This is a genomic window from Rhizobium sp. WSM409, assembly GCF_057653825.1.
The window spans coordinates 687979-701174 of record NZ_CM172794.1; the positions used below are offsets into that span (position 1 = coordinate 687979).

Genomic DNA, 13196 nt, shown 5'->3' on the forward strand with positions numbered 1-13196 from the left:
GACGCGCCGTGGCTGGATTCCTGTGACGAGCACAGGAATGAGGAATTTGACGGAACAGACATGAATATTGCGGCGAAACCTCCTTTGACGATTAGGCTCTGCGGCCCGCGCGGCTTCTGCGCCGGCGTCGACCGCGCCATCCAGATCGTCGTGCTGGCGCTGAAATCCTATGGTGCGCCGGTCTATGTGCGCCACGAGATCGTCCACAATCGCTATGTCGTCGAAGGGCTGGAAGCCAAGGGCGCCGTCTTCGTCGAGGAGTTGGACGAGATCCCGGCCGAACATCGCGCCCAGCCGGTGGTCTTTTCCGCCCACGGCGTGCCGAAATCCGTGCCCGAGGATGCGGCAAGCCGCAACCTCTTCTATCTCGACGCCACCTGCCCGCTGGTCTCCAAGGTCCACAAGCAGGCGATGCGCCACAATCGCCTCGGCCGCCATGTCGTCCTCATCGGCCATGCCGGCCATCCCGAGGTGATCGGCACGATGGGTCAGCTGCCGGAGGGATCGGTCTCGCTGATCGAGACGATCGAGGATGCCGACGCCTATGTCCCCGTCGATCCCGACAATCTCGGCTATGTCACCCAGACGACGCTGTCGGTCGACGATACGGCCGGCGTCATCACCCGCCTGCACGAGCGCTTCCCGAACCTGACGGCGCCGGCAGCGGATTCGATCTGTTATGCGACGACCAACCGCCAGGAAGTGGTGAAGCAGGCAGCGCCCGGCTGCGATCTTTTCATCATCGTCGGCGCGCCGAACTCCTCCAACTCCAAGCGCCTCGTCGAAGTGGCGCTCAGGGCAGGGGCGAAGAAATCCATCCTCGTGCAGCGCGCCGCCGAGCTCGACTGGGACGAGATCGGCGCGATTTCGACGCTCGGCCTCTCGGCCGGCGCCTCGGCACCCGAGGTCATCGTCAACGAGATCATCGAGGCTTTCCGCGCCCGCTTCGACGCCGGCGTCGAACTGGCCGAAACGGTGCAGGAAACCGAAAATTTCCTCGTCAACCGCGAACTGCGCAATATCGAGCTGACGGCAGCCGACATGGCCTTCGTCAACGGCTAGATCGGCCTTTCGGCCTGGCGTCCACTCCGGCAAATCCAATATCAACAGGCATGAAGGCGAGACCTCACTTGGCAGTCTATACCGATATCGCCGAAGACGATCTGAAATGGTTCCTGACGGAATATGACGCGGGCACGCTGCTCTCCTACAAGGGCATTGCCGAAGGCGTCGAAAACTCCAACTTCCTGCTTCACACCTCCAAGGATCCGCTGATCCTGACGCTCTATGAGAAGCGGGTGGAAAAGAGCGACCTGCCTTTCTTCCTCGGTTTCATGCAGCATCTTTCCGCCCGCGGCCTGTCCTGCCCGCTGCCGCTGCCGCGCCGCGATGGCGCGCTGCTCGGCTCACTGTCCGGCCGTCCGGCGGCGCTGATCTCCTTCCTCGAAGGCATGTGGCTGAGAAAGCCGGAGGCAAAACACTGCCGCGAAGTCGGCAAGGCGCTGGCCGAGATGCATGTGGCCGGCGATGGTTTCGAGTTGAAGCGGGCGAATGCGCTGTCGATCGACGGCTGGCGGGGGCTGTGGGAAAAATCCGAAGCGCGCGCCGGCGAGGTTGAGTCCGGCCTGCAGACCGAGATCCGCAGCGAACTCGATTTCCTCTCCGCCGCCTGGCCGAGTGGCCTGCCGGCCGGCGTCATCCACGCCGACCTCTTCCCCGACAACGTCTTCTTTCTCGGCGACCAGCTCTCCGGCCTGATCGATTTCTATTTCGCCTGCAACGACCTGCTCGCCTATGACGTCTCGATCTGCCTGAATGCCTGGTGCTTCGAGAAGGACGGCGCCTACAACATCACCAAGGGCACGGCGATGCTCGAGGGTTATCAGAGCGTCCGGCCGCTGAGCGATGCCGAAATCGCAGCCCTGCCGGTGCTGTCGCGCGGGTCTGCGCTGCGCTTCTTCCTGACCCGGCTCTATGACTGGCTGACGACGCCGGAGGGCGCCATGGTCACCAAAAAGGATCCGCTCGAATATCTCCGCAAGCTGCGCTTCCACCGCCAGATCAAATCGCCCGCCGAATACGGATTGAGCCTATGAAACACGTCGATATCTTCACTGACGGCGCATGCTCCGGCAATCCCGGCCCCGGCGGCTGGGGCGCGGTGCTGCGTTATGGCGATGTCGAAAAGGAGCTTTGCGGCGGCGAGGCGGATACGACCAACAATCGCATGGAACTGCTGGCGGCGATCTCGGCGCTGTCGGCCTTGAAGAGCCCTTGCGAGGTCGATCTCTATACCGACAGCGCCTATGTCAAGGACGGCATTTCCAAGTGGATTTTCGGCTGGAAGAAAAACGGCTGGAAGACCGCTGACAAGAAGCCGGTGAAGAATGCCGAACTCTGGCAGGCGCTGGAGGCGGCCCGTGACCGCCACAAGGTGACGCTGCACTGGGTCAAGGGCCACGCCGGCCACCCGGAAAACGAACGCGCCGACGAACTCGCCCGCAAGGGCATGGAGCCTTTCAAGAAGGGCAAGGCGGTTTCGTTTTAAGTCCTGCGCATTTGCCTTTGTGCGTCTCGGCGACATTGAGCGCGAAATTAACTGCGATAACGCAATGCATTCACCAGAAGCGAGAATGCGGGGGAAGCAAGCCGTCTGCTCGGATAGTAAAGGTGATATCCGGGAAATGGCGGTGACCAGTCCTCCAGCACGGGCACCAGTTTTCCTTCACGGATCAGCGGCAGCAGGTAATCGTCTGGCAGGCATGCCAGACCAAAACCACCGAGCGCCGCATCGACGATCATCGGGACGTCGTTGCAGATGAACTGACCTTCAACACGAACATTCAGCGGCTTGCCGTCTTTTTCGAACTCCCAGGCGTACAAGCCGCCAACCGTTGCAAGCCTGAGATTGATGCAGCGGTGCTGCGTCAGGTCATGCGGCGTGGCCGGTTTCGGGTTCCGTGCGAAATAATCCGGCGAGGCAACGACCAGCATCCGCATTTCCGGTCCGATCTTGAGCGCGATCATATCCTTTTCGATATGCTCCCCAAGTCGGACCCCGGCGTCGAAGCGCTCGTTCACAAGATCAATCAGCCGACTGTCGACAGAGATCTCGATGTTGATATCCGGGTAGGACTGCATCAATCCCTTTACGGCAGGCATGAGGATCGTTTCTGCGGCATGCCGGATCGAAGTGATGCGTATCGTGCCTCCCGGCGCATGACGCATAGCGCCAAGTGCATCCAGCCGGCTGCGGATATCATTGAACGCAGGCCGCAGCGTTTCGGCCAGCTGCTCTCCGGCCTCGGTTGGAACAACGGTGCGGGTCGTCCGCGTCAGGAGCCGGAGGCCCATGCGATCTTCCAGTCGGCGCACTGTATGGCTGAGGGACGATTGCGAGGTCCCCAGCAGCGCGGCCGCACGTGTGAAGCTTCGTTCTTCAGCGACCGTCAGGAAGGCCGCCAGGTCACCCAGTTCATCGCGCTTCATTCATGAATCCTCAATATAAGTCCATTTGGATCCTAGCATCTAGTCGGAGTAATCAGCCAGGAGTAAATTCTCCTCGACAGCCAGCGGCCTATTGATCCGCCAGGAACAAAGGCCCGCGGACCAACTGCCCAGCGGAGCGGCGTCCCGCAGGCCGCCCCTTTCATGAATGGCGGATATAGCCCCTTTCGGAATCCGATGCCTAATCCGGCGTGTCCTCCGATCCTATGTCGGAGCGGACAGTCAACAAGGAGATCACCATGAAAACCGTCGCCGCAAGCCTTGCCATCTCGGCATTCGCAGCCGCAGGCGCCGAAGCGCAGCAGAACCCCCGCGTCGCTCCGCCGGCCGTCTATCAGGTCGCCCCTGGCCTTGGCCATTTCACGGATGACGTTCTGTTCGGCGAGTTTTGGAAGCGCGGCGATCTGAGCCCGCGCGACCGCAGCCTGGTCACCATTTCGGTACTGATCTCAACCGGCAAGGGGCACGTCCTTGCCAACCATGTAAAGCGCGCCCTCGAAAATGGTATCGAGCCGAGGGAAGTCGGCGAGGTCGTCACGCATCTCGCATTTTATTCCGGCTGGCCCAATGCGATATCGGCTGTGACGGAGATCAAGAAGGTTTTTGACGAGCTGAAGATCGCGCCCGTGGCGGACAGCGATGACACACGCGTTCAGTTCGATGCCGCAACGGAAGCCGCCCGCAGCGCGTCCGTCGACGCCGAGGTGGCGCCTACCGCGCAGGCGCTTGCCGACCTGACAAACCGGGCATTGTTCGGCGATCTGTGGCAGCGCCCGGATCTGTCGGCCCGCGATCGCAGCCTGGTTACGGTGGCCGCTCTGGTGGCGATGGGGCAGTCTGACCAACTGGCCTTCCATCTCAACCGCGCCATGGATAACGGTCTCAGCCGGCAAGAGGCAGCTGAAGCTATTACCCACGCCGGGTTCTATGCCGGTTGGCCTCGCGCCATGTCGGCAGTGCCGGTTCTCAAAACCGTCTTCGCCAGCCGTCAAGCTTCCGCCGCGAGCAATCCGGCAGAAGCAGATATCAAGGTGGTCAAACGCGGCAGCCAACCGGTAAGCGGTCCAGCCGAGCGTTTCACCGGCAAGGTCCAGGTATCGGCCGCTTACAAGGGTGATGGCGCTGCCCGCATTGGCGGTGCCACGGTTGCCTTCGAACCCGGCGCCCATACGGCCTGGCATTCGCACCCGCTCGGTCAGACGCTGTTTGTCGTTTCCGGCCGAGGTTGGGTCCAGAAGGAAGGCGGCACGGTCCAGGTCATGGAACCGGGTGACATCGTCTGGATCCCCCCGATGGTAAAACACTGGCACGGTGCGTCGGCTGATCAAGCGATGGTGCATTTTGCGGTATCGGAAGCACTCGACGGTAACAGCGTGACCTGGATGGAGAAAGTCGCTGCCGAGGACTATAGCCAAGGTCGCCAGGCCGATAATTGACCGACAAGCTGCGAGGAAAAAGCGCATGCAGAAATCGAGCGCACGCCGGCACTTTCTCACATCGCTGCCCCTGGCGGCGATCGGGCTGGCTATGACCTCCGCAGGTGCTGGGGCTCAGCAAACTCCGTCCGCGAACACGCTGGTCGCGTATTTTACCCGGACAGGCAACACACGGGTCATTGCCCTGCAGGTCCGCCGGGCACGGCAGGCCGCGCTGATTGAACTTCAGCCGGCCGAGCCCTATCCGGAAGACTATGAGGAAACTGTTGCCCAGGCTCGCCGGGAAACCGAGCAAGGCTTCCTCTCGCCCTTGGTTCAACTGGTTGCCAACCTCGATCAGTATCGGGAGATTTTCCTGGGCTTCCCGATTTGGGGAACAACGGCACCGCCTGTTATCCGCTCATTTCTGCGGTCTCATGATCTTTCGGGCAAGATCATCCGCCCCTTCATCACTCATGGCGGTTACGGCCTTGGAAACAGCCTTGAAGTGATCAGCTCCCTGGCGCCGCGTGCTACGATCGAGCCGCCGTTCTCCTTGGAAGCGGACCAGGAACGCCGGACGATGGAACAGGTGAGGAGCTGGCTGGGTTGAATAAGAATTAGCTCCACAGGGCCTGGGATGACGGAGGGTGAGGATCGGTTCCAACCCAAATTTCCCGCTGGTGCAGCGGGATAGCGGGTCGGCTTCCGTCAGGCGGGCACTCACCCGACGGTGGGATATTGCGGCGCCTCACGGCAGCGATGCGACGGCTTTCCAGTAGCTCACGCCGCCCGCTGCTGCGGCGCCGTCGCCGCGCCCTGGATCAGCCGGTGCAGATATTCGAGTTTTGCCACGACCGGCGTGGACAGCACGAAGGGGTAGGAGTCGGGCTGGCCCATGCTGCGCTGGATGGCGTTGATCGCGATGCTGAGCGGCACCCAGGCGCTGACCAACTGTTCGGCGCTTCTTGCCCTGTAGGGGATGAAATCCACCTCGCCTGATATTTCCTCATGGCCGCGCGGATCGATGGCGATGCCGAAGGCGCGCGCCGTTTCGAGCGTATCGACGATATGGAGGTAATGCGCGAAGCATTCGGCGAAATCCTCCCAGGGGTGTGATGCCGCATAGGCGCTGATGAAATCGTCCTGCCATCCCAAGGGCGCGCCGCCGGCATAGTGGGTCTGCAGGGCTGTCGCATAATCCTGCCGTTCGTCGCCGAAGACCCTGCGGAAATCGGCAAGGCCGCCCCGATCGCGCACCAGCTTGTTCCAGATGAAATGGCCGGCCTCGTGGCGGAAATGGCCGAGCAGCGTACGATAGGGTTCGTTCATCGAGCTGCGCGCCTGTTCGCGCGTCGCATCGTCGGCCTCTGCGGCGCGAATGGTGATCAGGCCTTCCTCATGGCCGGTCATAGCCGGCACGACATAGCCGTTGCTCTCTATCGAATCCTCGAGGAAATCGAAGACCAGGCCGCCTTGCGGGTCTTGCGCCCGATCCGGATGCGGCAGCTTCCAGCGCAGCAGCGAATAAAACAGATGACGCTGGGCCTGGCTGATGCGCCGCCAGCGATCGATGCCGTCCTGGGTGTCGGTGTTCGGAACCAGCCGGTTGTGGCGGCAGGCAACGCAGAATTCACTCTCGCCGTCGCCGTCCACCAGCCAGTTGCAGATATCGAGACTGGCATTGGCGCAGAAGCGAACGTCGCGGTCGGGATTGGAAACGAGCTGCCAGAGCGTCTCGTCGCGCGGTTCCAGCGCATGCATGGCGAGATCGCCGGGCAGGAAGCCGAGGCGATGGTTGCAACGCACGCATCGACGGTTGTCGAAGTGGACGACCTGATCGCAGTTGTCGCAGGCAAAAAGCTTCATTGGGTCAATCTCTGCAGAGCATGAGGGTGGCAGACTAAAAATGCCTGCCGCGCGAGGGGCGCAACAGGCATGGTGATAAAGGATGAGCGTCTACTGCGCATTCCTTAAATCGGAAGCACAGCGTCCTTTGGGCGTCTTAGTGCTGTCGCTCAGAGCCGGTCAACGGCGCCCTTGAGCTTGTCCTTGACCTTGCCGGTTGCGACCTGTCCCTTGCCCTTGGCTTCCTGGACAGCGCCCTTGGCCTGCATTTCGCGATCGTCCGCGGCCTTGCCGACGGCCTGCTTGGTCTTGCCGGCAATTTCGTTTGCCTTACCGGAAATCTTGTCGCTGGTGCTACCCATATGTGATGTCTCCTTGGTCGGCATGGGCTTCTTGTCCATGCTTGCCGAAATGAAACGTCACTCGCGGCTATTCGTTCCCGCTGCCGTCAGGTCAGCGATCGTCAGGCCAGTCTCTTAAGCGTGGCCGGCTTCGGCCGAAAGCATCGCAGCGGTCACGCCCATGCCGGCGAGCGCCCGCTCGTATTTGTCGTCGAGACTGCGGTCGAAGATCAATTCCTCATTGGCGGGGCAGGTGAGCCAGCCATTGTTGACGACTTCGCTTTCGAGCTGGCCGGCCGCCCAGGAGGAATAGCCGAGCAGCATCGTTGCCCGCGTCGGCCCATCGCCCTTGGAGATGGCGCGCACGATATCGAGCGTCGCCGTCAGGCAGATGTCGTCGCTGACGGGGATCGAGGAGTCGCTGGCATAATCGTCCGAATGCAGCACGAAGCCGCGGCCGCTTTCCACCGGGCCGCCGGTCTGGATCGGGAAGTCGCGCGCCCGCTTCGGCAGCACGATCGAATCTTCCTGCTTGATCATGTCGAGATGCAGCAGCACATCGGTGAAGGTGAGGCTTTGTGGCCGGTTGATGACGAAGCCCATGGCGCCGGCATCCGAATGCGCGCAGATGTAGATGACCGTGCGCGCAAAATTGCGGTCTTCCATGCCCGGCATGGCGATGAGGAACTGGCCATCGAAGAAGCCACGTTCCCGTCTGTTCTTCAGCGTCAATAAGGACATCGTTCCTCCTGCTGCTAGACCGCACCAAGGCCTCGACAAGAGAAACATGGGCCAATGTCACACATCAATCAACTGAAAATGAAGATTTAAATCGCCGCGACTTCTGGCGGCCAAACGGCACATTCGGTAAACCTTTGTTCCATGATGGTTATTTCCTCAGGCCCGCGCAGGCTTTTGATCGTGGTTGTGTCAGCGGTCGCAGCCCTTCTCCCGTTTTATTCCGCCCATGCGGAAATGAGCGCCTGGGCGGACAACGAGGGCGGCCGCATGCGCCTCGTGGCGCTCGCCCCCGATGCCGCCGGCAAAATCCGCGCCGCCCTTCAGATCGAGCCGAAGCCCGGCTGGATCACCTATTGGAAAGAACCCGGCGGCAATGGCATTCCGCCCCAAATCACTGTCGCGGCGGAAAGCGGCGTCACGCTCGATGCCATCGCCTATCCCGTTCCGAAGCATTTTTTCAACGGCGCGATCGAGGATATCGCCTATGACGCGCCGGTGACGCTGCCGCTGTCGCTGACGGCGGCCGGCAAAGGCCCGGTTACGATCGATGCTGCCGCCTTCATCGGCATCTGCAAGGATATCTGCATTCCCTTCCAGGCGAATTTGCAGCTGAAGCTTGGCCCCGCCATCCAGTCGCACCCGCAAGAGGAGGCGATCCTTCAGGCCGCCGATGCGAGGCTGCCGAAGCCGCCATCGCCGGATTTCGACGTGACGGCGCATGCGATGTCGCCCGACAGGAAGACGCTGTCGCTGACACTCGCTCTGCCGGGCGGGGGGCCGGGCGAGGGGCCTGGCGAGGGGACGGACGCGCCGGATATCATCGTCACCGGCCCGAGCGGCTATGCCTTCACCAAGCAGATCGGCGGCAAACGCGACGGCGCCACCTTCAAGGTCGATGTCGCTATCGGTAAGCTGCCGAAGAATTACGACATATCCGGCAAGCGCTGGAGCGTGCTGGTCATCGACGGCGAAAGGGCGATGGAGACCACACTTGCCTTTCAATGACGGGCTCCTATAGTCGCCTCCGATCCCCTGCGGCGCCCGCCGCCGCCAAGCCGGAATTCCCAAAGCCAGAACTCCCAATCCAGAACTCAAGGAGAAAACCATGACCATCGCGATCGGCGACAAGCTTCCTGCCGCCACCTTCAAGGAAAAGACGGCTGACGGCCCGGTCGAAATCACCACCGATCAGCTCTTCGCCGGCAAGCGCGTCGTGCTCTTTGCCGTGCCGGGCGCGTTCACGCCGACCTGCTCGCTGAACCACCTGCCGGGTTATCTCGAAAACCGCGACACCATCCTCGGCAAGGGCGTCGACGACATCGCCGTCGTCGCCGTCAACGACTGGCACGTGATGGGCGCCTGGGCGCAATCATCCGGCGGCATGGGCAAGATCCACTTCCTCGCCGATTGGGATGCCGGTTTCACCAAGGCCGTCGGCCTCGACGCCGACCTCTCCGCCGGCGGCCTCGGCCTTCGCTCCAAGCGTTATTCGATGCTGGTGGAGGACGGCGTGGTGAAAGCCCTCAACGTCGAGGAAAGCCCCGGCCAGGCAACCGTCTCGGGCGCTGCCGCGATGCTGGAACAGCTCTGAGCGTTCACTCCTGATGGATGAAGGGGCGGCCGTTCGGTCGCCTCTTTTCGATTGTGTGATCGGCTCGCTCTCGGGCGGCCCCTGCTGCCGGATGCGGGCATCATCCTGCTCGCCTCATCGTCAGAACAGCGACGAGCCCGCAAAAACCCAGCACCACCAGGGGCGGAATTGCATGAGCATATTCGCCGTGGAACAGAACCGTGCCCGCGGCGGCCAGCATCACCGCACTTCCGAGCAGTGAACCGTAGAGGCGGAGCGGTTTGAAGATGAGCATGACCGCGGTCGTGAATTCACAGATGGCGGTCAGATAGTGAAAGCTTTCCGGATAGCCCCAGCGGGCGTAGTCCGCGGCAATTTCGGGGCTGACGAAAGTGTTGCCATAGGCGCCGACGAAGAAGAAGGCTGCAAGCAGCCAGGCAATGACGTTTGCCAGGGATAGGTTGACGAGAGACATAGGGGGCGACCTCAATGCGACGGCGCTTGGAGCGCGAGAGTGCGGCGCGCCAAACGCCAGCCCTCCGGCGTCCGCCGCAGCCGGTCGGTATAGGTCACGCTCGCCACTGCCCCGTTCGACAACAGACCAAGGCCCTTCGAGACGGCGACGATTTCGTCGCCCGCGCCTTCCTGAACGTGCACATTCGTCGTGTGATGGGCCGTCGCATGGCCGTCCTGGCTGGCCATATGGCAGATCGCTGCAATGCCTGTGACCGGCGCAAAGCCGAAAACGCCCGCGTCGAAATGTGCATCCTCGGTAAAGACTTCACCGAACCTGTCCCACGCATGATTGTCGACGAGGTGTGCCCAGAGCGAGAGGATCTGGTTGATCTCGACGATGTCATCGGTCGTTGGTTTCATCTTTCATGGTCCTTGAAAGGGGAAGGGGTGCGAATTCGCGATCGCGGCGAAAAGGCGGATGCCGCGTTCTCAGGACGCAACATCCCCGTGTCGCTGAACGGTCCGGCGCATGCCGGGTTATCCAAGCGCGGGGCCGCGGGCCGTCACCAGTTGATCGGGCCATTGGTGTTGAAAAACTGGCCGGTCGGTCCGGCATCATCAAGCAAAGCATATTTGACCGGGGCGCGAACGCCGTCTTCGATCGTGATGTAGCCGCCGCCTCGGTTCAATTCGGTCATGACATAGCCGGGGCAGACCGCGTTGACCTTGATCGGCGTATCTTTCAGCTCAAGGGCAAGCTGCACGGTCAGCATGTTGACCGCCGCCTTGGAGGCGGCATAGCCAAGCCATTTGACGTCGGGGGACGGATTATTTGCATCGCCCGTCCACCAAAGCGAACCCACGCTGCTGGAAAGGTTGACGATGCGCCCACTCACCGCCTTGCGGATCAGCGGCAACAGTTTCTGGGTCACGATCACCATTCCGATGAAATTGACCTCATAGGATTCGCGCAGGGTTTCGATGGAGGCCATACTGGGGAAATCGTCGGTGTCGAGCAGCAGGATTCCCGCATTGTTGATCAGGATGTCGAGCCTGCCGAACCGCTCGCCGATCGATGATGCGGCAGCGTCGATCGTCTCAGGGCGATTGAGGTCGATCTCGATCGCTTCGATCGCCAATCCCTCTGCACGCAATGTTTCGGCCTTTGCTTGGCCTGCGGCAAGATCGCGTGCGCCGAGAAGGACGAAGACGCCTTCCCGGCCGAGCTGTCGAGCCGTTTCAAAACCAAGGCCGCGGGTCGCGCCGGTGACGAGCGCGATTTTTTGATCTGTGGACATTCTATCTCCCAAGCAGGCGCGCTCGCAGGGCGAGGCTGTTTGCAATGACGTTGCTCAGCAACGCATCGTGAAATTGCATGGGAAATTATGTCTGTCAACGACAAATGACACTAAGTGACATTTTGCTCGAAATGGACGATACCGGCGGCGCGATCGAAGAGATCGGCGAGTGACATTGCCGCTCCGCCATCCACCCAACTGTTTATCGATGCCCGAATGAGCGCGAAAACCGTTCCCGCCACCGTATAGGCGACAACGTCAGGGAGCGGAGACCGCCTGTCCGGCGAGGCGAGAATATGGGCGACTTCGTCGATCAGTTCGGCGATCATCTGTTCTTTTCGCGCAGAAATGCTCCTGTTGGAGCGGATCGCCGTCTCGATGGCGAGAAAGAAACGCGACTTTTCATCGAACGCCAAAAGCATCGCCCGCGCGGCAGCAAGAAGTGCGACAACCGGCGGCTCCGAGGCGAGCCGCTCCGTCAGTTCCGCACGGACGATCGTCATACCATCCTGCACCCAGCTGACGATCACATCCTCCTTTGTCGGGAAATAGCGAAGCAGGGTACGGGGCGACACGCTGACGGCGGCCGCGATGTCGGCGACCGTCGTTTCCTCGAATCCACGCTTGTGGATCAGATCCAACGCGGCCTCGAGCAACTGGGCTCGCGTGCGATCCTTCTTATCTTCCCGAAGTCCCAAGATTGTCTCCACGCTGACATGCGGCGGGCTTCTTTTGACACATCATGCCATTTGTCGTCCAGCGACAGAAATGCGCGAATGTCGCGCAAAACGACATGCGGAAAACCAAAGATCTAAAGCGTGTGACGCGCTTTAGTCCTTCATCGGCTCGCCGAGCGTATGCATCAGGCGGTTCGCCCAGCCGAAGATCGCCGAGGAGAGGACGAGATCGAGAGCCTCAAGCTCGTCGAGCCCGACGTCCGCCAGCGCCTGCGCGTCGGCTGCGACCGCCTCGGGCGGCGTGGTCGACAATCGGGCCGAAAAGTTGAAGATTTCCTGGAGGTGCTCGTCGAGCGTCGCCTCGAGACCATCGGCGAACACGGCGTCGATGACATCCGTGCGTTTTGTCAGGTTGTTGAACCGCGATGCATGGACGGCGGCGCAGTAGACGCAGCGGTTGACGACGGAGGCGGCGACGGCACCCAGTTCGCGCTCGCTGGCCGCCAGTCCGTCCTTGCCGTACATGATCAGGTTGAACAGCGGTGAGCGGACCGCGAGCGTCTCGGGGTCGTGCGCCAGGGTCAGCACATAGGGCGAGATGCCCTTGTTCGACGGCGTCGTCTGCATCGCCGCATGCTGCTCGTCGGTGGCGGTCGCGAAATCGACCGGAACGACATAGGGCTGCCAGCGCGGCACCGTGGTGGTGAAGGTGTGGACGACCTCGCTCATCGCATTTCTCCCAGCAGCTTCAGGCCGGCGAGAACCCGCACCTGGTAATTGACGAAAGCCGCAAGTTCCGCGAGCCGGACGATGTCGGCGTCGGTTACGCCGACCTGACGCAATGCCTCCACATCAGCGCGCGTGGCATCGCGCGGCGCGACCGTGAGCCGGTCGGCATGGCGAACGATCTCGGCGGTGCGCGGATCCGACACGTTCGTGTCCGGCTCGGCGAGCAAGGCTGTCGCCGGTTCGTCGGCGCGGGCAACGAGCGTGTCGTAGTGGCTTGCGAGCGCCGGGCTGCGGTTGTGGCGCGCCATGCGGGCGGCGAGCGCAGCCCTCAGGCCGTGCGACAGCCCGCCGGGATCGCGTGGCAGAAGCACTGCGTCGTGGGCCGCTTCACTGAGGCGCAGGATCTCCGCGCGTTTGCCCATGGCTTCCGCGAGCGCGGAACCCGGCCTCACAGAGGCAAGAGTTTCGATGAGTGTCAAAACAAGCTCCTCAATACGTCAGCGGACATAAGTCTTAGGTAGGCCGGACCTCTCATTATGTCAAACTGGAATGCTAGGCAGACTTTGATGTGAATTTTTTATCTACAGCCAGTCGTCAAATGAGAATTGTCATGC

The 13196-nt window shown here is 61.7% G+C and carries 17 protein-coding genes; 7 read left to right on the forward strand and 10 right to left on the reverse strand.

Annotated features, from left to right (window positions below; genetic code table 11):
- Nucleotides 1-60: 60 nt before the first annotated feature.
- The 3 genes from ispH (at nt 61) to rnhA (ending at nt 2548) form a co-directional block, all read left to right on the forward strand.
- Entirely contained in the window at nt 61-1062 is a 1002-nt protein-coding gene (ispH, locus tag AC25BC_RS03265) for a 4-hydroxy-3-methylbut-2-enyl diphosphate reductase (protein WP_128440074.1), read from the forward strand.
- 68 nt (nt 1063-1130) lie between these two features.
- Entirely contained in the window at nt 1131-2096 is a 966-nt protein-coding gene (locus tag AC25BC_RS03270; protein WP_128440075.1) for a homoserine kinase, read from the forward strand.
- Nucleotides 2093-2548, forward strand: a complete 456-nt coding sequence (gene rnhA, locus AC25BC_RS03275; RefSeq protein ID WP_011650766.1) for a ribonuclease HI — start codon at nt 2093-2095, stop codon at nt 2546-2548. Before AC25BC_RS03270 ends, rnhA begins: the two co-directional genes overlap by 4 nt.
- 47 nt (nt 2549-2595) lie before the next feature.
- Here rnhA and AC25BC_RS03280 read toward each other — a convergent pair whose 3' ends face one another.
- Nucleotides 2596-3489 (reverse strand): LysR family transcriptional regulator, encoded by an 894-nt coding sequence (locus tag AC25BC_RS03280; RefSeq protein ID WP_012756329.1) that lies wholly within the window; start codon nt 3487-3489, stop codon nt 2596-2598.
- A gap of 257 nt (nt 3490-3746) precedes the next feature.
- On the opposite strand from AC25BC_RS03280, the gene AC25BC_RS03285 reads away from it, so the two are divergent.
- Nucleotides 3747-4943 (forward strand): (R)-mandelonitrile lyase, encoded by a 1197-nt coding sequence (locus tag AC25BC_RS03285; protein ID WP_128440076.1) that lies wholly within the window; start codon nt 3747-3749, stop codon nt 4941-4943.
- 25 nt (nt 4944-4968) lie between these two features.
- The gene (locus AC25BC_RS03290) at nt 4969-5535 is read left to right on the forward strand and encodes a flavodoxin (RefSeq protein ID WP_128440077.1); all 567 of its coding nucleotides are present in this window, start codon (nt 4969-4971) and stop codon (nt 5533-5535) included.
- Between the two features lie 170 nt (nt 5536-5705).
- Here AC25BC_RS03290 and AC25BC_RS03295 read toward each other — a convergent pair whose 3' ends face one another.
- From AC25BC_RS03295 to AC25BC_RS03305, 3 genes are all read right to left on the reverse strand, one after another.
- On the reverse strand, nt 5706-6791 hold the full coding sequence (locus tag AC25BC_RS03295) for a zinc-binding metallopeptidase family protein (protein ID WP_012756332.1): 1086 nt from the start codon (nt 6789-6791) through the stop codon (nt 5706-5708).
- Nucleotides 6792-6940: 149 nt separating this feature from the next.
- Nucleotides 6941-7132: a CsbD family protein gene (locus AC25BC_RS03300; RefSeq protein WP_003584739.1), complete on the reverse strand. Its 192-nt coding sequence runs from the start codon at nt 7130-7132 to the stop codon at nt 6941-6943.
- A 114-nt stretch (nt 7133-7246) separates the two neighbouring features.
- Nucleotides 7247-7852 (reverse strand): YqgE/AlgH family protein, encoded by a 606-nt coding sequence (locus tag AC25BC_RS03305; protein ID WP_012756333.1) that lies wholly within the window; start codon nt 7850-7852, stop codon nt 7247-7249.
- A 141-nt stretch (nt 7853-7993) separates the two neighbouring features.
- Between AC25BC_RS03305 and AC25BC_RS03310 the strand changes: the two genes are divergently transcribed.
- Nucleotides 7994-8857: a protein-disulfide reductase DsbD domain-containing protein gene (locus AC25BC_RS03310; RefSeq protein WP_017993173.1), complete on the forward strand. Its 864-nt coding sequence runs from the start codon at nt 7994-7996 to the stop codon at nt 8855-8857.
- A 100-nt stretch (nt 8858-8957) separates the two neighbouring features.
- On the forward strand, nt 8958-9443 hold the full coding sequence (locus AC25BC_RS03315) for a peroxiredoxin (RefSeq protein ID WP_011650769.1): 486 nt from the start codon (nt 8958-8960) through the stop codon (nt 9441-9443).
- Nucleotides 9444-9543: 100 nt separating this feature from the next.
- Here AC25BC_RS03315 and AC25BC_RS03320 read toward each other — a convergent pair whose 3' ends face one another.
- From AC25BC_RS03320 to AC25BC_RS03345, 6 genes are all read right to left on the reverse strand, one after another.
- A complete protein-coding gene (locus AC25BC_RS03320; protein ID WP_012756335.1) occupies nt 9544-9897 on the reverse strand; it encodes a DoxX family protein in 354 nt (117 codons plus the stop codon).
- An 11-nt stretch (nt 9898-9908) separates the two neighbouring features.
- The gene (locus AC25BC_RS03325) at nt 9909-10298 is read right to left on the reverse strand and encodes a nuclear transport factor 2 family protein (RefSeq protein ID WP_017993174.1); all 390 of its coding nucleotides are present in this window, start codon (nt 10296-10298) and stop codon (nt 9909-9911) included.
- 143 nt (nt 10299-10441) lie between these two features.
- Nucleotides 10442-11176 (reverse strand): SDR family oxidoreductase, encoded by a 735-nt coding sequence (locus tag AC25BC_RS03330; protein WP_017993175.1) that lies wholly within the window; start codon nt 11174-11176, stop codon nt 10442-10444.
- A gap of 110 nt (nt 11177-11286) precedes the next feature.
- Nucleotides 11287-11874, reverse strand: coding sequence for a TetR/AcrR family transcriptional regulator (locus AC25BC_RS03335; protein ID WP_017993176.1), 588 nt, complete (start codon nt 11872-11874; stop codon nt 11287-11289).
- A gap of 132 nt (nt 11875-12006) precedes the next feature.
- Complete coding sequence (locus tag AC25BC_RS03340) at nt 12007-12582, reverse strand: peroxidase-related enzyme (protein ID WP_017993177.1); 576 nt, start codon at nt 12580-12582, stop codon at nt 12007-12009.
- A complete protein-coding gene (locus AC25BC_RS03345; protein WP_113545762.1) occupies nt 12579-13061 on the reverse strand; it encodes a CMD domain-containing protein in 483 nt (160 codons plus the stop codon). Before AC25BC_RS03345 ends, AC25BC_RS03340 begins: the two co-directional genes overlap by 4 nt.
- Between the last annotated feature and the right edge of the window lie 135 nt (nt 13062-13196).

What these genes read in the sequence shown, in the direction of transcription:
- AC25BC_RS03330 (WP_017993175.1), bottom strand. Translation starts at nt 11,176, where the DNA reads ATGTCCACAGATCAAAAAATCGCGCTCGTCACCGGCGCGACCCGCGGC.
- AC25BC_RS03310 (WP_017993173.1), top strand. Translation starts at nt 7,994, where the DNA reads ATGATGGTTATTTCCTCAGGCCCGCGCAGGCTTTTGATCGTGGTTGTG.
- rnhA (WP_011650766.1), top strand. Translation starts at nt 2,093, where the DNA reads ATGAAACACGTCGATATCTTCACTGACGGCGCATGCTCCGGCAATCCC.
- AC25BC_RS03290 (WP_128440077.1), top strand. Translation starts at nt 4,969, where the DNA reads ATGCAGAAATCGAGCGCACGCCGGCACTTTCTCACATCGCTGCCCCTG.
- AC25BC_RS03325 (WP_017993174.1), bottom strand. Translation starts at nt 10,298, where the DNA reads ATGAAACCAACGACCGATGACATCGTCGAGATCAACCAGATCCTCTCG.
- AC25BC_RS03300 (WP_003584739.1), bottom strand. Translation starts at nt 7,132, where the DNA reads ATGGGTAGCACCAGCGACAAGATTTCCGGTAAGGCAAACGAAATTGCC.
- AC25BC_RS03315 (WP_011650769.1), top strand. Translation starts at nt 8,958, where the DNA reads ATGACCATCGCGATCGGCGACAAGCTTCCTGCCGCCACCTTCAAGGAA.
- AC25BC_RS03340 (WP_017993177.1), bottom strand. Translation starts at nt 12,582, where the DNA reads ATGAGCGAGGTCGTCCACACCTTCACCACCACGGTGCCGCGCTGGCAG.
- AC25BC_RS03295 (WP_012756332.1), bottom strand. Translation starts at nt 6,791, where the DNA reads ATGAAGCTTTTTGCCTGCGACAACTGCGATCAGGTCGTCCACTTCGAC.
- AC25BC_RS03285 (WP_128440076.1), top strand. Translation starts at nt 3,747, where the DNA reads ATGAAAACCGTCGCCGCAAGCCTTGCCATCTCGGCATTCGCAGCCGCA.
- AC25BC_RS03305 (WP_012756333.1), bottom strand. Translation starts at nt 7,852, where the DNA reads ATGTCCTTATTGACGCTGAAGAACAGACGGGAACGTGGCTTCTTCGAT.
- AC25BC_RS03280 (WP_012756329.1), bottom strand. Translation starts at nt 3,489, where the DNA reads ATGAAGCGCGATGAACTGGGTGACCTGGCGGCCTTCCTGACGGTCGCT.
- ispH (WP_128440074.1), top strand. Translation starts at nt 61, where the DNA reads ATGAATATTGCGGCGAAACCTCCTTTGACGATTAGGCTCTGCGGCCCG.
- AC25BC_RS03320 (WP_012756335.1), bottom strand. Translation starts at nt 9,897, where the DNA reads ATGTCTCTCGTCAACCTATCCCTGGCAAACGTCATTGCCTGGCTGCTT.